Source organism: Nocardia sp. NPDC052566 (assembly GCF_044547285.1).
Lineage (GTDB): Bacteria > Actinomycetota > Actinomycetes > Mycobacteriales > Mycobacteriaceae > Nocardia.
Map to the genome: position 1 here is coordinate 860,835 of NZ_JBIUAF010000002.1, position 15,707 is coordinate 876,541.

At 67.7% G+C, this 15,707-nt stretch carries 14 protein-coding genes and 2 tRNA genes; 6 read left to right on the forward strand and 10 right to left on the reverse strand.

Features of this window, described 5'->3' with window-relative positions:
- Positions 1–28 precede the first annotated feature (28 nt).
- The 3 genes from ACIG5A_RS10955 to ACIG5A_RS10965 all read right to left on the reverse strand — a co-directional run bounded on the left by ACIG5A_RS10955 (position 29) and on the right by ACIG5A_RS10965 (position 3,060).
- Positions 29–1,231 (reverse strand): RNA polymerase sigma factor, encoded by a 1,203-nt coding sequence (locus ACIG5A_RS10955; protein WP_397239983.1) that lies wholly within the window; start codon positions 1,229–1,231, stop codon positions 29–31.
- A gap of 103 nt (positions 1,232–1,334) precedes the next feature.
- Entirely contained in the window at positions 1,335–1,733 is a 399-nt protein-coding gene (locus ACIG5A_RS10960; protein WP_397239984.1) for a YciI family protein, read from the reverse strand.
- 94 nt (positions 1,734–1,827) lie between these two features.
- A complete protein-coding gene (locus ACIG5A_RS10965) occupies positions 1,828–3,060 on the reverse strand; it encodes an NAD(P)/FAD-dependent oxidoreductase (protein WP_397239985.1) in 1,233 nt (410 codons plus the stop codon).
- A 173-nt stretch (positions 3,061–3,233) separates the two neighbouring features.
- Here ACIG5A_RS10965 and ACIG5A_RS10970 point away from each other — a divergent pair, with 173 nt between their 5' ends.
- Entirely contained in the window at positions 3,234–3,878 is a 645-nt protein-coding gene (locus ACIG5A_RS10970) for a DsbA family protein (protein ID WP_397239986.1), read from the forward strand.
- 139 nt (positions 3,879–4,017) lie between these two features.
- Here ACIG5A_RS10970 and ACIG5A_RS10975 read toward each other — a convergent pair whose 3' ends face one another.
- A complete protein-coding gene (locus ACIG5A_RS10975; RefSeq protein ID WP_397239987.1) occupies positions 4,018–5,070 on the reverse strand; it encodes a M48 family metalloprotease in 1,053 nt (350 codons plus the stop codon).
- Between the two features lie 150 nt (positions 5,071–5,220).
- On the opposite strand from ACIG5A_RS10975, the gene ACIG5A_RS10980 reads away from it, so the two are divergent.
- Complete coding sequence (locus ACIG5A_RS10980; RefSeq protein WP_397239988.1) at positions 5,221–5,694, forward strand: ribose-5-phosphate isomerase; 474 nt, start codon at positions 5,221–5,223, stop codon at positions 5,692–5,694.
- A 147-nt stretch (positions 5,695–5,841) separates the two neighbouring features.
- On the forward strand, positions 5,842–6,642 hold the full coding sequence (locus ACIG5A_RS10985) for an Fpg/Nei family DNA glycosylase (RefSeq protein ID WP_397239989.1): 801 nt from the start codon (positions 5,842–5,844) through the stop codon (positions 6,640–6,642).
- Between the two features lie 24 nt (positions 6,643–6,666).
- Here the strand turns inward: ACIG5A_RS10985 and ACIG5A_RS10990 are convergent, their stop codons facing one another.
- Entirely contained in the window at positions 6,667–8,886 is a 2,220-nt protein-coding gene (locus tag ACIG5A_RS10990) for a BTAD domain-containing putative transcriptional regulator (protein ID WP_397239990.1), read from the reverse strand.
- Between the two features lie 297 nt (positions 8,887–9,183).
- On the opposite strand from ACIG5A_RS10990, the gene ACIG5A_RS10995 reads away from it, so the two are divergent.
- Positions 9,184–9,801 carry a helix-turn-helix domain-containing protein gene (locus ACIG5A_RS10995; protein ID WP_397239991.1) on the forward strand — a complete coding sequence of 206 codons (618 nt, stop codon included), beginning with the start codon at positions 9,184–9,186 and terminating at the stop codon, positions 9,799–9,801.
- Between the two features lie 97 nt (positions 9,802–9,898).
- Here ACIG5A_RS10995 and ACIG5A_RS11000 read toward each other — a convergent pair whose 3' ends face one another.
- Positions 9,899–10,855 carry a diguanylate cyclase domain-containing protein gene (locus ACIG5A_RS11000; RefSeq protein ID WP_397239992.1) on the reverse strand — a complete coding sequence of 319 codons (957 nt, stop codon included), beginning with the start codon at positions 10,853–10,855 and terminating at the stop codon, positions 9,899–9,901.
- 619 nt (positions 10,856–11,474) lie between these two features.
- Here ACIG5A_RS11000 and ACIG5A_RS11005 point away from each other — a divergent pair.
- A tRNA-Gly gene (locus tag ACIG5A_RS11005) sits at positions 11,475–11,548 on the forward strand.
- A gap of 93 nt (positions 11,549–11,641) precedes the next feature.
- Here the strand turns inward: ACIG5A_RS11005 and ACIG5A_RS11010 are convergent.
- Together ACIG5A_RS11010 and ACIG5A_RS11015 are read right to left on the reverse strand one after the other, a co-directional pair.
- The gene (locus tag ACIG5A_RS11010; protein ID WP_397239993.1) at positions 11,642–12,217 is read right to left on the reverse strand and encodes a hypothetical protein; all 576 of its coding nucleotides are present in this window, start codon (positions 12,215–12,217) and stop codon (positions 11,642–11,644) included.
- On the reverse strand, positions 12,207–12,491 hold the full coding sequence (locus ACIG5A_RS11015) for a hypothetical protein (protein ID WP_397239994.1): 285 nt from the start codon (positions 12,489–12,491) through the stop codon (positions 12,207–12,209). Before ACIG5A_RS11015 ends, ACIG5A_RS11010 begins: the two co-directional genes overlap by 11 nt.
- A gap of 418 nt (positions 12,492–12,909) precedes the next feature.
- On the opposite strand from ACIG5A_RS11015, the gene ACIG5A_RS11020 reads away from it, so the two are divergent.
- Positions 12,910–12,983, forward strand: a tRNA-Pro gene (locus ACIG5A_RS11020).
- Positions 12,984–12,996: 13 nt separating this feature from the next.
- On the opposite strand, the gene ACIG5A_RS11025 is transcribed toward ACIG5A_RS11020, so the two are convergent.
- Positions 12,997–14,343, reverse strand: coding sequence for a tyrosine-type recombinase/integrase (locus tag ACIG5A_RS11025; protein WP_397239995.1), 1,347 nt, complete (start codon positions 14,341–14,343; stop codon positions 12,997–12,999).
- Positions 14,344–14,355: 12 nt separating this feature from the next.
- On the reverse strand, positions 14,356–14,583 hold the full coding sequence (locus tag ACIG5A_RS11030; protein WP_397239996.1) for a helix-turn-helix domain-containing protein: 228 nt from the start codon (positions 14,581–14,583) through the stop codon (positions 14,356–14,358).
- Between the last annotated feature and the right edge of the window lie 1,124 nt (positions 14,584–15,707).

Below are 15,707 nucleotides of genomic sequence, written 5' to 3' on the forward strand. Positions count from 1 at the left end.
ACCGGGCCCGCGCGACGCGACGGCTGGGTCAGCCGCCGCGGAGTTGGGCGGCGCGGATGGTCAGGTAGTCGCGTTCGGCGGTGCTGGTGGTGCGGGCGGCCGCGGCGGTGTAGGCGGTGATGGCGGCGGGATGGTCGCCCGCCATCTCGTACAGGTGGCCGCGAACGGCGTCGAGGCGGTGGCTGTCGGGCAGGTGCTCGTCGAGGGTATCGACCAGTTCCAGGCCCGCGTCCGGTCCGTGCACCATGGCGACGGCGACCGCGCGATTGAGGGTCACCACGGGATTCGGGGCCAGGTGCTCGATCATGTTGTAGAGGGCCAGGATTCGGGTCCAGTCGGTGTCCTCGGCGCGGGCGGCGCGTGCGTGCAGCGCCGCGATGGCGGCCTGCAATTGGTACGGCCCGGTGAGGCCGTTGCCGAGCGTGGTGGTGGTCAGCTGGACGCCCTCGGTGATGAGAATGCGGTTCCACTTGGCGCGATCTTGTTCGGCGAGCGGGATGAGCTCGCCGTGCGGGCCGGTGCGCGCGGCGCGGCGGGCATCGGTGAGCAGCATCAGCGCGAGCAGGCCGGTGACCTCGGTGTCGTCCGGGAGCAATCGGTGGATGGCTCTGGTCAGCCGAATCGCCTCGCCGGACAGGTCCGTTCGGTGCAGCCGCGGCCCGGAGGTGGTGGTGTGTCCCTCGGTGAAGATCAGGTAGAGCACGTGCAGCACCGCGGCGAGCCGCCCGTGCCATTCGGCGTCGCCGGGGCGGGCGAACGGCCGGTCGAGGGTGGACAGGCGCTTCTTGGCGCGGGTAATGCGTTGCGCCATGGTCGATTCCGGTAGCAGGAAGGCGTGGGCGATCTCGGCGGTGGTCAGCCCGCCGACGGCGCGCAGCGTCAGCGCGATGGCGCTGGCCGAGGACAGCGCCGGATGGCAGCAGAGGAAGAACATGGCGAGCGTGTCGTCCTGGTCGACGGCTTCGGCATCGGGGACGTCGCGCTCGAATGCCGTTGCCTCCCTGCGCCGCCGGGCGACTTCGGCGCGGACGGTATCGGCCATGCGCCGCTGCGCCACCTGGATGAGCCAGCCGCGCGGATTCTCCGGCATCTCGGTGGGCCATTGGGTGGCGGCGGCGAGCATCGCTTCTTGCAGCGCGTCTTCGGCGGTGTCGAAATCGCCGAAGCGGCGCACGAGCGTGCCGAGCACCTGGGGTGCGAGTTCACGGAGCAGGGCGTCGATGTCGGTCATAGCGAGGGTGTTGGGTCTCGGCGGACACTATTCGTCTTCTCGCGGCAGGAATTGCCACCATCAGGCGAAGAATGTCCGCCCAGACCCGTCACCCTCGGCATACCTACTCGCTCGCCGGCGCGCTCATCACCGCACGCACCTCGATGTACTCACCGATCGGCTTACCACCCCGGCCGGGCGCCGCCGACGCCTGCGCGGCGATCTCGTACGCCCGCTCCGGCGAATCCACATCGACGATCCAATATCCGGCGAGGAATTCCTTGGTCTCCGGGAACGGCCCGTCGGTCACCACCGGCGCGGACCGGCCGTCGGACACCACGATTCGCGCCTCTGCCGGTGTGGCGAGCCCCTGCGCGTCGACGAGTTCGCCCGCGGCGGCGAGCTGTTCGCCGAGCATGCGCTGGAAGTCGATGTGCGCCTTGATCTCCTCCGGCGTCCAGTCCTGGATCGGGGTGTCGCAGTATGCGGTCGGGGCGTAGGTCTTCAGCAGCATGTATTTCATGGTTCGGCCTTCGTTCGGTGCGCCCTGGTGGCGCTCTCGCGATGAGGTCGGAGCGGGCGCCGTCGAATCGACGTATCCGGCTGAGTGATTCAGATCACAGTGGAATCGAGGGGTCGGCCAGCCGTTCCGGATCGACCGGCTCGCCCGCGAGGATCAGCTCCTTGATCCGCTCGGTCACATCCCAGACGTTCACATTCATACCCGCGAGCACCCTGCGCTCGGCGTCGAGCCAGAAGGCGACGAATTCCCGTTCGGCCAGATCACCGCGCACCACGACCCGGTCGTAATCGCCCGGCGCGGCATAGCCGGTGTACTCCATACCGAGGTCGTACTGGTCGGTGAAGAAGTAGGGCAGCCGGTCGTAGCTCGCCTGCTTGCCGAGCATGGTCGCGGCGGCGACGGCGGGCTGATTCAGCGCATTCGCCCAGTGCTCCACCCGAATTCGGCGTTCGAGCACCGGATGCTGCTGCGCGGCGATATCGCCGACCGCGACGATATCCGGATCGCTGGTGGCCAGATTCGCCCCGACGAGCACGCCGCCGTCCACGTCGAGCCCCGCCGCCACGGCCAGTTCGGTATTGGGTGCGGCGCCGACCGCGACCAGGATCGCGTCCGCCGCGACGGTGCTGCCGTCGGCGAGCCTGATGCCGTCGGCGAGGACGGCCGCGCCGCCGTTGTGCGTGGTGATCTCGCTGACCTGCGTCCCGAGCCGCAGGTCGACCCCGTGCGCCCGGTGCAGGTCGGCGAAGACCGCGCCCATCTCGGGCCCGAGCGCCGCGAGCAGCGGCTGGTCCGCGGACTCGAGCACGGTCACCTCGACGCCGTGCGTACGGGCCGCGGCAGCGACCTCCAGGCCGATCCAGCCCGCGCCGATGATGGCGAGCCGCCTGGCATCCTTGAACAGCTCGATGAGCGTGTCGGAATCGGCGATGGTGCGCAGCGTGTACACGTTGGGTGTGTCGGCGCCGGGAATGGGCAGCCTGCGCGGCGTCGATCCGGTGGCCAGCGCGAGCTTGTCGTATGGCACCGTCGACCCGTCGGGCAGCTCGACGGTTTTCGCGGACCGATCGATCGCGGTAACGGTGGTGCCGACTCGCACATCGATATGGTGGTCGCGATACCACTGCGACGGTTCGACGGTGAATTCCGGCAATTCCTTCTTGCCGAGCAGATGTTCTTTGGACAGCGGTGGTCGCTCGTAGGGCAGGTGCTCTTCGGCGCCGATCAGGGTGACCGACCCGGGGAAGTCGTTGCTCCGCAATGCTTCTGCCAGCTTGGCCGCGGCGAGTCCGCCGCCGACGATGACAAAGCGCTGATCCGAGGTCATAGAACGGGCTCCTTGTCGGGAGAGAACTCCGGTCCGTCAACCCTACTGCGCGGTGCTGAGCCGCCGGTGTGAAAACGACGTTGACGAAACGGGAAGGAATCGCGTCATCGTGTGGTTGGTCGAAGCAGTGGCGGTGTGCCGCCATTCGAGTATGCAATCGAGAGGAAACAGTCGTGACCGATAAGGCAGGCAAGGACGTCGCCGATTTCTGGTTCGACCCGCTGTGCCCGTGGTGCTGGATCACCTCCCGCTGGATTCTGGAGGTCGAGAAGGTCCGCGATATCGAGACCCGATTCCACGTGATGAGCCTTGCGGTGCTGAACGAGAACCGCGAAGGCCTGCCCGAGCAGTACAAGGAGCTGCTCGCCAGCGGCTGGGGTCCGGTCCGGGTCGCCATCGCCGCGGCGCAGCAGCACGGCGACAAGGTGCTCGCCCCGCTGTATACCGCGATGGGCACCCGCATCCACAACCGGCGCGAGGAGTACCAGCGCGACACCCGCGCCGAGAAGCTCGCCGCGGTGATCGCCGACTCGCTGGCCGAGGTCGGGCTGCCCGCCGAGCTCGCCAAGGCGGCCGAGAGCACCGAATACGACGAGGCGCTGCGCAAGAGCCATCACGAGGGCATGGACAAGGTCGGCGACGACGTCGGCACGCCGACGATCCACATCAACGGCACGGCGTTCTTCGGCCCGGTGCTCTCGCGCATTCCGCGCGGCGAGGAGGCGGGCAAACTGTGGGACGGCGCGGTCGCGCTGGCGTCCTATCCCCACTTCTTCGAACTGAAGCGCACCAGGACCGAAGAACCGCAGTTCGACTGAGTCCCATCCCGCTGCAGCTTCTGCGAACTGAAGCGCACCAGGACCGAAGAACCGCAGTTCGACTGAGTCCCATCCCGCTGCAGCTTCTTCGAACTGAAGCGGACCAGGACCGAAGAACCCGTATTCGACTGATCGGTTGCTACGGAACGGGTTTCGGCGGCAGCGCCGGAACCTGTCCGTAGGGCGCCGGGTAGGCGGGCGGGAACGGCATCCCGTGCGGCGGATCGGGGCGCAGGAACAGCTTGCCGTGCTTGCTGCGATCGCGCAGCGCCCACATGCGCCAGGTCAGCACCGGATGCGAGGACATGGCGTTGACGATCCAGACGAAGAAGCCCTTCTCGGTCGCGGCACGGTCGGCCATCTCGTGGAAGCCGACCAGCTTGTTCAGGTACTTGCCCGCGCCGAGCGTGCCCATGGCGGCCGGCGCACCGGTGTGGCGGTTGCAGAAGCCGTGGTTGTCGGCGGTGTACTCCTGCGCGCGGATCAGCGCGTTGCCGATGAACGGCAGGAACGGCACCAGGAACATGCCGAGCTGACGCCAGTACGAGGTGTGCCCGGCGGCGATGTGGCCGACCTCGTGGCCGATGATGAACGCCAGCGCGTCGGGTTCGCGTGCGGCGCCGCCGATTTCGAACAGGTCGCTGTAGACGACGACGTAGCGGCGGAACCCGTGTCCCGAGGCGAACGCGTTGATCTGGCCGTTGCCGAGCACGACGTAGGCGTCGGGCACCTTGGCCATGCCGAAGCGGGCGGCCGCCTCCTGCACCAGCTGGAAGCCCTCGGGGAACTGGGTCGGCGACATCTTCACGCCGTTGACCCGCTGCGTCGAGTAGGTGATACCGCGGCCGAGCCAGATCAGCAGCGGCGCGAACACCAGGACCAGCAGATACTGGTCGAAATAGCCGATGACCAGCAGGAATACGGCGAGGACGTACGCCAGGACGGTCAGCACCACGTTGACGACGAGCATCGGGATCTCCCAGCTGTGCCTGGCGGGCATCCCGAAGGGCGAGAGCCCGCGTGGCTGGTGCTGCGGCGGCCCGGCGGGCGGGACCGGACCATAGGGCGCAGTTCCGTAGGGGAGCGACGGATACGAGCCCTGTCCCCACCCGGACTGCGGCGTGTACGAGTCGACCGGCTGGCCCGGCGGAGGAGATGCCGGGTAGGACGGCTGCGGTTCGTTCGGCTGCATGGGGCAACTCTATTCAGGTGTCGGATTCGGGCCATATGTGTCGATCGTGTCGCGATCGCTGTGGCGTGTTCCACAGCCGCACACATGTCGATTTCGCACCGCTGCCGCCCCGCGTTAATCGCGCGCCGCGGCCCTGACAGAATCACCGCCATGCGCGTATACCTTGGTGCCGACCATGCCGGTTTCGAACTGAAGAATCACGTGAAGGCCCACCTGCGGCAGGCGGGTCACGACGTCGTCGACTGTGGCGCGCTCGAATACGACGCCCTCGACGACTACCCCGCCTTCTGCATCGAGGCCGCGCGCCGCACCGTCGCCGATCCGGGCAGCCTCGGTTTGGTCTTCGGCGGCAGCGGTAACGGTGAGCAGATCGCCGCGAACAAGGTGCCCGGCGCCCGCTGCGCGCTGGCCTGGAGCGTGGAGACCGCGCAGCTGGCCCGCCAGCACAACAACGCGCAGCTGATCGGCGTCGGCGGCCGCATGCACTCCACCGAGGAGGCGCTCGCCATCGTCGACGCGTTCCTGGCGGCCGAATGGTCCGACGAGGAGCGCCACCAGCGCCGCATCGACATCCTGGCCGAGTACGAGAAGACCGGCATCGCCCCCGAGGTTCCCGCCTACTGATGTTCTGAGCCGCCAACTGATTTCGCGAGGACATGGGTAGCTCATCGGGCACGCCCAAAACGCTTCCCAGACGGGAACGCAAGCCCGCGACGCGACTGTGGCGGCACCCACGACCGGCAGAAGACGCGGAGAGGCGGACTGGAGCAGATGCCTGAGGGGCATACTTTGCATCGCCTCGCTCGGCTGCATCAACGGCACTTCGCGGGGGGCGCGGTTCGGGTGTCGAGTCCGCAGGGGAAGTTCGCCGCCGGGGCGGAGCAGGTGGACGGGCGGGTGTTGACTCGGGCCGAGGCCTGGGGCAAACACCTGCTGCACCACTACGATTCGGGTCTGGTCGTGCATGTGCACCTCGGGCTGTACGGCAAGTTCTACGATTCCGGGCTGCCGATGGGGGAGCCGGTCGGGCAGGTGCGGATGCGCATCTTCGGCGGATCCGGGTTCGGCACCGACCTGCGCGGGCCGACCGCCTGCGAGATCCTGCTCCCGCCGGAGGTTTCCGCGCTCACCGACCGGCTCGGCCCCGATCCGCTGCGGCGCGGCGCCGATCCGGAGCGCGCGCTGCGGCGAATCCAGCGCTCCCGCAGGCCGATCGGGGCGTTGCTGATGGATCAGGCGGTGGTCGCCGGAGTTGGCAACGTCTACCGCGCGGAACTGCTGTTCCGGCACGGGATTTCGCCGCACCGGCCGGGTACAGGGGTGAGCGCGGCCGAATGGGACGGTATGTGGACCGATCTGGTCGCGCTGATGAAGGTCGGTGTGCGCGTGGGGAAGATGGTCGTCGTCCGGCCCGAGGACGATCACGGCGAGCCGTCGTATGCCCCTGATCGGCCACGCACGTACGTCTATCGCCGTGCGGGCGCACCGTGCCGCCGCTGCGGCACGCCGGTGGCGCACGCGGTCATGGAGGCCCGAAACCTCTTCTGGTGCCCCGGCTGTCAGCCTCGCTGAACCGGCCGCAACGGCCTGCTCGCGTCACCGGCGCGCAGCGCTTCGCGCGCGGACCGACTGTGCCCGGCTGCCCTGCGACGTACGTTCCATCGCGGCGACGAAACCCGGCGCCGTGCCGCCGCCATGACCGCCTCGGCCCCGCGCGGTCGCGGTGAGCCGTTCGATGCCGTCGGCCCGGTGCTCGCCGAGCCACCAGAACCAGCCCGCGGCCGCGGCGAGCCGGATGGCGCCCGCCGCGTCGTCGGCCGCGTGCGCGCCACGCATCGCGACGGCGATGTTGTCGTGCTCGATCTCGAGCGTCACCAGCCACTCCCGCTGTTCGCCGCGGCGCACCCGCGGTTCCGCGGTCGCCGCGAGTTCGGTGAAGTACGCGAGATGCGCGCGGCGCGCCAGCTCTGCCTCGCCCGCCTGCTCGAGCCGCTCCCCGGCGTACTGCTTGATCGTCTCGAGCACGCGATAGCGCGGGCCGTTGTCGGCGGTGCCGTCCCGGGCGTCCTGCGCGCAGTCGTCAGCGGCGTTGCCCCGAGTGCCCTGGGTGCAGTCGCCGGTGGTGCGCAGCAGCGATTTCTCGGTCAACGTGGTCAGCAACTCGAGTACCTCCCACTGTTCGACCGCGTCGCCCGCGCAGACCCGCTCGGCCGCGTCCAGGCTCACGCCGCCGGAGAACACCGAAAGCCTGCGCAGCACAGTCCGTTCCGCGTCGCTGAGCAGCTCCCAGCTCCAGTCGACCGCCGCGCGCAAGGTGCGGTGGCGCGGCAGTGCGGTCCGGCTGCCGCCGGTCAGCAGCCGGAACCGATCGTCGAGGCGGTGGGCCAGCTGATCGAGGGACATGGTGCGCAACCTGGTGGCCGCCAGCTCGATCGCCAGCGGCATCCCGTCGAGCGCGCGGCAGACGCGCGCCATGGTCGACAACGTCGCGGCATCCGTCTCGAGCTCCCCGCGCACCGCGCGTGCCCGGTCCCGCAGCAGCTGAACGGCCGGTGCGGCGGCGATCTCGCCGGGGTCGGCGGCCTCGGCGGGCAGCGCGAGCGGCTCGACCTGCCACAGCGCCTCGCCGGTGATGCCGAGCGGTTCCCTGCTCGTCGCGAGAATCCGCACTCGGCGGCACTCACCGAGCACCCGGTGGGCGAATGCGGCGGCGGCCTCGATCAGATGCTCGCAGTTGTCCAGGATCAGCAGCGTTTCGCGCTCACGGATCGCGGTGATCAGCCGGTCCATCGGCTCGGCATCCGTGGCGCCGCCGCGCAGCCCGAGCGCGGTGAGTGCCGCTTGCGCCAGGTCGCCGCGGGTGCCGAGTGGCGCCAGTTCCACCAGCCATGCCCCGTCGGGCAGGTCGTCGAGCAGGGTGCGCGCCGTTTCGGTGGCCAGCCTGGTCTTCCCGGAGCCGCCCGGCCCGCTGAGGGTGGTGAGCCGGTGCGCCGCAACGAGTTCACGCACCGCGGCGATATCGCCCTGCCTGCCGACGAAGGTGGTCAACTCGGCGCGCAGGTTCGTCTCGCGGGGTTGCTCCTTCGCCCCGAATTCGCCGCGCAGCAGCGCGACATGCAGTGCGGACAGCTCCGGTGACGGGTCGACGCCCAGTGCGTCGGCGAGCCCGTCGCGTGCGCGCTGGTACACGACCATGGCCTCGTTGGCGCGACCGGCGGCGCCGAGCGCGCGCATCAGCGCGGCGACCAGCCGTTCGCGCAGCGGATGCCTGGCCACCGACTCGGTCAGCTCCGCGATCAGCTCCTGACCCGCGCCGAGCAGGATCTCCGCCTCGTAGCGATCCTCCAGTGCGGCGAGGCGCAGCCCCTCGAACCGGGTGACCACCGCGTCGAATGCCTCGCTTTCGGTCACACCGGCGTCCTGCACGACCGAGCCGCGCCACAGGTCGAGCGCTGCACGCAACAGCCGGACCTGTTGCGCGCCTTGGCCGTTACGAGCCTGCTGGACAAGCTGTTCGAAGCGCACGGCGTCGACATCGCCGGGTGTCACGGTCAGCCGGTACCCGCCCGGCTGCACTTCGATCGATCCGTCCGGCAGCGCCCGCCGCAGCCGGGATATCAAGGCCTGTAAGGCGTTCGCCGTGTCGGCGGGTGGCTGCTCACCCCAAATCCAGTCGACCAGTTTCGATTTCGGGACGACGCGGCCCGGTTCGAGCGCGAGGGCGATCATCAAGGCGCGCAACCGGGCGCCCGGCAATTCGATCGAACCGCCGTCATGCGCTCGAATCTCGAGCGGTCCAAGTATCGCGATCCGCATGCGGTTTTACCTATCTGCCTGTGTTCAGCGTGCCCGACCCTCAGGTCGGAAAACTCGTCTGCCCCGCGCACCTGGTCGGGGCGCGAGGGATCGCCGCACCTGTGGGTGCGTTCGGTGGTTGGGATGGTTGGTGATGATCACCGCGCCGATGGGTCACCGGCGCGGTGGCGTTCGTGCCGACCGGCCGCTGACCGGGCCGGTCGCGGTGTGGCACAAGCATTGAACGCCGACCCGAGGGTTGTCAACCTGAGAGGCAAACTGCTTTGCCTGTGAGGCAACAGGGTGTACGTTCGACCCATGACAGAGCGTGAAATCGATGCCGGGTGGATCGGCAAACGGATCGCCCGGTTGCGTGTCGAACGGGGGTGGACCCAGGGCGCCCTGGCCGCTCGTGTCGATCTATCCACCACTCAGCTGTCCAGAATCGAGTCGGCCGCACGTCAACCCTCGCTGGGCACGCTGATCGAGCTGGCCAGGACCTTCGGGGTCACGCTGAGCGAGCTCGTCGAGGACGAGGCCACCACGGCATATCACCTTTCTCGCCGCTCGGAACGGGTATCCAGGGAGATCGCAGGCGGCAAACTGTCGACGCTGAGCGGGCACTTCCCCGGCCTCGAGGCGGTACAGCTCACGCTGGACCGCGGCTCGTCGACACCCGAGGCTCAGCACACCGGTGAGGAATTCCTCTGCGTGCTCGCCGGCGCCGTCGACGTCACCGTGCAGACCGACACGCTCGCGCTGTCGCTCGGCGACGCACTCCAATTCCCGGCGCGCCTGTCGCACGTCATCAGGAATACCGGCGAGGAGACCGCCGAAGTCCTGATCGTCTCGACGCACTCGCAGAACCTGCAAGCCTCCGGCAACAGCGAAACGAACGGCCGCAACCAGCACGGCACGGCGGAACCGCCGGACTGATCCCCGGCCCTGCCGTGCGGAACCGCTGTTCCGGCAGCCGATTTCACCGGGCCGGGAACACGCACCCGTTTCCGGAACGGGTGCGTATCCGCGAAAGTCAGCCCGCGACGGCGGTTTTGATCTCGGGGTCGTCGGAATCGGCGAGGGCGAAACGCCGCCCGCCCGCGGTCTTCGCCGAGTACATCGCGCGATCGGCGCGGCGTAACAGATCGGTGAAGTCGCACGCGGTACCGGGCGGGCAGTAGGCGGTGCCCACGCTCGCCGACACCGGAACCGGCCCCGCGGTCGACCACACCGGATCGCGCAGCGCGGCGACGATCCGGTGTGCGAGATCGCCGAGATTGTTGCGGTGCGGGTTGGTCGCGAGCACGAATTCGTCTCCGCCGTAACGGCAGATCACCGTATCCGGCGGGCACACCTCACGTAGCCGGTTGGCGAGTTCGACGAGCACCTCGTCGCCGATCGCGTGCCCGTAGCCGTCGTTGATCTGCTTGAACCGGTCCAGGTCGATGAGCAGCAGGCCGACGCCGCGGGTCGGGTCGGCCGACATCAGGCGCACCCGGTCCTGCAGCAGCGTCCGGTTCGCCAGATCGGTCAGCGCATCGTGGGTCGCCTCGTGCCGTAGCCGATGCTGCAGCGCGGCGATTTCCTGCACCCGGACCGACACCGCGGCCGAAATGTGTTGCTCCTGCTGGGCGAGCGCCCGTTCCTGCAGCGCCTGCGCATAGCTGTCGATGGCCTGGCTCGCGACGAACGGCCAGCGCGTGGCGACCAGCGAGCCGGGCGCACCCGAGGGGAAGCCGAGCAGCCACCTGGTGGCCTGCGCCAACATTCGGATCCGCTCGAACGGCGGTTCGGCCAGCCGCGCACCGAGCATTCTGGCCTCGGGCACGGGAAAAGGTTCGGATCGCGCGAGCGCGAGCAGCCGCTCGACGATCTCGATCAGTACCGGTTCCAACAGGTGGGGTGACGCGCCTGATCCGGGCTCGGCGCAGACCGCACGCGCCCAAGCCCTGGCCATGGCGGCCACTGGAGGCTCGTTCTCGGCAGGCATCGTGGTCACCCTGCGGGGGTGACGTCGATACCCAGGTGCCTTGTGCCAGCACGGATGCCGGCGTCACCCCGATCGTTCCCACTGCTACGCGGTTGTGTCCACCTCGCACGGCGCACGCTCACCGCCCCCTTTCCAGATACCCCCGTCCGGCAAAAAGGATCCTAGCAAGCCACTCGGCATCGAAAAACGCCGTTTCACAACGTGTTATCACTGCCTAGCGAATGGCGATCGGGTATGTGATCGCTACCACCGCGCCGGTGTTACACATCGATTCGGTTCGCTCGAGAATCGCCGCCCGACACGCTGAAGCGACGCCGGGAGGCGAGGCGACCGCGGGTTATCGGGTGTCGGGTGAAGCCACCTTGACCGCATTGATCATGACGCGGCGATAGCGGCAGCGGTTGCGGATGATGCGCCGATGTCCCCGATCCGCCACTGACCTTCCGATGTCACCCGCGTGTCACCCATGCGATCTGCCGCAGCCGACGCGGCCGACGGCCGCCACAAATCGTCGATCCGGCGGGGGTGATTTCGGGGGTGATTGGCGTTCGGGGAGTGAGGTTCGGTACAGTCACTGACGCACACGACATTGTGGCGATCCCATCGGTGTCGTATGCCTGCGGGTGTAGTTCAATGGTAGAACCTCAGCCTTCCAAGCTGATGGTGCGGGTTCGATTCCCGTCACCCGCTCCACGCAGAATGGCCCCCGCCCACCGCGGGGGCCATTCTCGTCTCCGTCGTATCCCGCTCGGGCGCAGGCACACTGGCCGAGCCGACCATGCCCCGTCAGTTCTTCACCGGCAGTGGGGCCGGCAGTGCCACGGGATCCACCGTCGAAGGGGAGAAGAGGTTCGAGCAGGCCAGGGACAGCCACTGCACCGATCCGTTGAAGGCCATGATCGCGGGCTGTATCTGCGGGGGCTGGTCGCCCCGAGCCCGGCTACCGGTCAGCCTGCTGCGCACTTCGGTCAGCCTGTCGCGCAGCTGGGCACTCGACACGGAGGCATTGCGGAACTCGGTTTGGACCGGCGAGTCGGCGGTCATCGCATCGGCCGCGGTGCCGAGTCGCCAGCTGATCCGGTCGGCGGATTGCCGGGCGGAGTCGAGCTGAGTGAGCTCACCGGGGAGGTCGTCGCGTTCGGCGGCCGGACCGAGCGCGGTGAGGCTGTCGCCGAGCCGGCGCAGCGCCGGTTGCAGATCGCTGGTGGCCTGCGCGCCTCCGGTGCAATCGGCCGAATCGCTGCGCATTGTCGTGATCGCCTGTGGACCCGAATCGCCGATCGGCTCACCGCATGCCGCCAGCACCGCGACCGTGGCGCCGATGGTCAACACGAGGCCGAGCCTGCCCGTACTACCGCGCATGGCTGAGCACCACCAGCGCCGCGTTCTGCATCAGCGGCAGATAGGCCAGGTTCAACGCGATCCCGAAGCTGAATCCGAAGCGCAACAGCTTGTGCTGCGTCCACCAGCCGATCGGACCGCGCCGCTCGGTCTTGTTGTGTTCGACCGCGGCCGCTCCCTCGGCGACATTCTCCTGGTAGTACCCGAAGCCGACCGCGGCGGATTCGAGGGCGGCCATATCGGTGAACGAGGGCGCCGTGCCGCTGGCCGGAAATTGGCCGGTATGGATACTCATCGAATAACCCCTCCCAGGCCTTCCTGCCATGGCCGCATCATTTCGTCGTAGACGCTCTGGGTGAATTCGCCCTGTCCGACCAGATCGCCCAGCGCCGCAGCGGTTACCGCCTGTGCGACAACCGCTACGGCGCCGAGGGAGCCGAGCGACTGCAGCAGGCCGCCGATATCACCTGCGCCTGCCCCCGGCGAAAGCGCCTGCCCGGCAACCGTCAGCCCCCGGCGGCACCGTCACCCGCCGGGCCATCACGCCCGCGACCCACCGGCTCTACCTGCCGGTTTGACTTCGTTTCCCCACGTAGACCAGGATCTAGGCAGAGCAGGTGCGTCAGCGTCCGAGCTGATGGTGCGAGTTCGACTCCATCACCCGCTCCGCACGGAATTCTCCCTCGTCGGCGGCCCCGCCACCGCGAGGATCACGGGGTGTAGCGCAGCTTGGTAGCGCATCCGCTTTGGGAGCGGAGGGTCGCAGGTTCAAATCCTGTCACCCCGACAGAATGCCCAGGTCAGGCCGTTGTTGTGGCGGCCTGGGTGTTTTCGCGTTCACCATTCGCCCCCGCTTTGCCCCCGGTTTCGGCTGCGCGGTGTCCATTACCGCCCAGACGCTCCAGCAACGCTGACGAATCCGGCGCTTCATTCGGCCTGTCGATGTAGTGCCGCTCGGTCGTGGACAGGTGGCGATGGCCGCCCTGCTTACTCGCCTGTTCTGCCCCGGCCTCCTCGGCGACCAACGTCAAGGCGGTGTCCCGGCAGTTGTACAGCTGGACCCACGCGTACTTCGCACCTCGAACCACGCGCCAGGTGCGCCGGAGGTTGTTCGGTTCCCACGGGGTGCCCTTGCGTGTCCGGAAGATCAACTCCTCACTGTCCGGTTTCATACCGGCGCAACGGCGTTCGAGGGCCGCAGCGGTGAACTTGGGGACGCGCAACGCCCGATAGCCGTCGTCGGTCTTGGTCCAGCCCTGCCGGTTCAGGCCTCCCGAGTCCGTGCGAATGAGGGTGCCGGAGATGACAACTCGCACCGGGTCCTCGCTGAGATCGACGTCGCATCGGCGTAGCGCGAGTCCTTCGCCGGGGCGGGCGCCGGTGCCGAGGAGAATATCGAACGCGTCCACGACCGCTCTCGAACGCGGCGGCCCGGATTTGTATGTGTGGCAGCCGATTCCCTTCTCCGGAGTTCCGGGTATGGCCTCACCCCTGAGCCAGGCGGCCATCTGCTCGCGCAGGTCGGCGAGTTCGTCGATCGAGAGTGCTCGTGGCTTGGACCTCCGGCGGCGGATCGCCGCCACGTCCTTGACGGGGTTCGTCGGTACCGCATCATGTCGAGCGGCCAGCCCCATCATGCCGTTCAGGATCAACTTGTGCAGTTGAGCCTTCCGGCGCTTACCGGTGTCCGCAACCATCTTCAGATGTGCGTCCAGACGGCTCGTCGTCGCCTCGAACACGCGCAGCTTCCCCAAGTGCGTGTCGATCTTGATGGTGCCGGACTTCGCCCTCTTGCCGGACGCTTGTTTAATCTCTCGCCGGTACTTGTCGACAGTCTGCTGAACCGTTCCCCCTACAGTCCCGACCTGGGATTCCAGCTCAGCCAGCCACAGATCAGCCAATGCGGAAAGCTTTGTATTCCTGGTGATCTCGACATCCTTCCCCCGCCCGCCCACCCCTTTCTGCTCGTCGCGGATGCGTTCATTGAGCCTGCGACCGGCCTCCTTCTCGGTCCCGCCGCGCGCCTCCAGCTGAATCGTCTCGCCGTTGTATCTGCGGAACCTGCAACGCGCCCGCCAGCGCCCATTGGCCTGCTGCGTGCAGTTGACTGTTCCGGGTGTGCACAGAGGCAACAGGTCGTTAGCCATCTGCCACCCCGTTCACGCCGCCTCATCATCGTCGAGACCGATTCGGGATCCGCCTCCCTGCGCCAGCATCGACTGTTCCCAGGCGACCAGATCGCTCAGCAGGTATCGGCGAAAGCGCCCGATTCGAGCGAAGCGAGGCCCTTTCCCGAGTGACGCCCAGTTGGCGAGCGTCTTCGGCGGGATCTTCAACCGGCTGGCCACCTCCTCGGTGCTCAGCCAGCAACTCACGTTTTCGTTCACGAGTGCCTCCAACTTCCTTGGGAATCAGCCGATTCGGAATCCTGATACCGGTCCATGGACGCTCGCTATGTGCGGAGTCGTCAAGGAAACAGCTGGTCAGAGGACTCCTGCTCCGTCCATGACGTGTTGGAACGGCCGCCCTGATTGCAGGGCCGGGCGGGCGGCACTAGCCGCTGTTGGTCGCGTCCTGGGCCCAGTAACCGCCCCGCAACGGCGGAACGGTGCGTTGGATGCCGTCGATCACCGACTGCGCGGGCGGAATGGCGAGGATCGCAATTCGTGTTCGATACGGGTGGAGAACGGTGCGTCGGCCGATGCGGTTGGTGGATTCGCGGAGGACGATGTCGAACCGTCACTGCGGAGAGGATGTTTCGGGTGCGATGGCGATATGTTGTTCGATTCGGTCCATCAACGACTCCTGCCTGTGAGGGGTCGATTCGCATCGGAGGACACGAATCGGGGGTAACGACTCACTCCTTCATCGGGCAGGAGTTTCGACACCGGTTCCCGCGTGGCTCTCGCCGCAGCAATCGTCAGTGCAGGGGCATGTGGTCGTTGACCGCCGGGCACGCCCGGGATCACGGGATCGATGCCGGGCAGCCGTGGACTTCCCACCTAGCACGAGGCGAGGCGTTGAGCTTCAGCGATCGTGAAGCACGGCCTCGTGTCGACGGAGCGCACGCAGATTCCGATCTCGTGGCCCCCGGGCCCAGTTCGTCCAGCTGGAGGCTAGGGGTATTGACAGTTTGTCACGGCTTAGGTGATACTTTTGCCAGTGCCGAAGCTGTGTCCACACCCTAATTTTGGGGAATGCACACGTAGGCAATAGTTTTGAGCCAGCTAGTACTTGAAGGCCTGGATCCGCACGGATCCAGGCCTTAGTTGTGTCGTCGGTGATGTGCTCGGTAATGCCTCGGAAGATGTGTTGACCGGTCGCGTTTCGATACTGACACAGCAAGATTCCGTCACCCCCTCGGGCCTGCGCAAATGATCCGAAGGGAACGATCTCTCATGCCATTGAGTGGCAGTAGTGGTCGGGATGTCTCCACAGAGGACCCCGACCTATCCAAGCCGGGCCCCGAGCCCTGCAAAAAGCCGCCGGGGCTGCGTGCGCCTGGCGCTGT

Excerpts from the sequence above, each read along its gene's own strand:
- ACIG5A_RS10955 (WP_397239983.1), bottom strand. The coding sequence starts at position 1,231 with ATGACCGACATCGACGCCCTGCTCCGTGAACTCGCACCCCAGGTGCTC.
- ACIG5A_RS10960 (WP_397239984.1), bottom strand. The coding sequence starts at position 1,733 with ATGAAATACATGCTGCTGAAGACCTACGCCCCGACCGCATACTGCGAC.
- ACIG5A_RS10965 (WP_397239985.1), bottom strand. The coding sequence starts at position 3,060 with ATGACCTCGGATCAGCGCTTTGTCATCGTCGGCGGCGGACTCGCCGCG.
- ACIG5A_RS10975 (WP_397239987.1), bottom strand. The coding sequence starts at position 5,070 with ATGCAGCCGAACGAACCGCAGCCGTCCTACCCGGCATCTCCTCCGCCG.
- ACIG5A_RS10980 (WP_397239988.1), top strand. The coding sequence starts at position 5,221 with ATGCGCGTATACCTTGGTGCCGACCATGCCGGTTTCGAACTGAAGAAT.
- ACIG5A_RS10985 (WP_397239989.1), top strand. The coding sequence starts at position 5,842 with ATGCCTGAGGGGCATACTTTGCATCGCCTCGCTCGGCTGCATCAACGG.
- ACIG5A_RS10990 (WP_397239990.1), bottom strand. The coding sequence starts at position 8,886 with ATGCGGATCGCGATACTTGGACCGCTCGAGATTCGAGCGCATGACGGC.
- ACIG5A_RS10995 (WP_397239991.1), top strand. The coding sequence starts at position 9,184 with ATGACAGAGCGTGAAATCGATGCCGGGTGGATCGGCAAACGGATCGCC.
- ACIG5A_RS11000 (WP_397239992.1), bottom strand. The coding sequence starts at position 10,855 with ATGCCTGCCGAGAACGAGCCTCCAGTGGCCGCCATGGCCAGGGCTTGG.
- ACIG5A_RS11010 (WP_397239993.1), bottom strand. The coding sequence starts at position 12,217 with ATGCGCGGTAGTACGGGCAGGCTCGGCCTCGTGTTGACCATCGGCGCC.
- ACIG5A_RS11015 (WP_397239994.1), bottom strand. The coding sequence starts at position 12,491 with ATGAGTATCCATACCGGCCAATTTCCGGCCAGCGGCACGGCGCCCTCG.
- ACIG5A_RS11025 (WP_397239995.1), bottom strand. The coding sequence starts at position 14,343 with ATGGCTAACGACCTGTTGCCTCTGTGCACACCCGGAACAGTCAACTGC.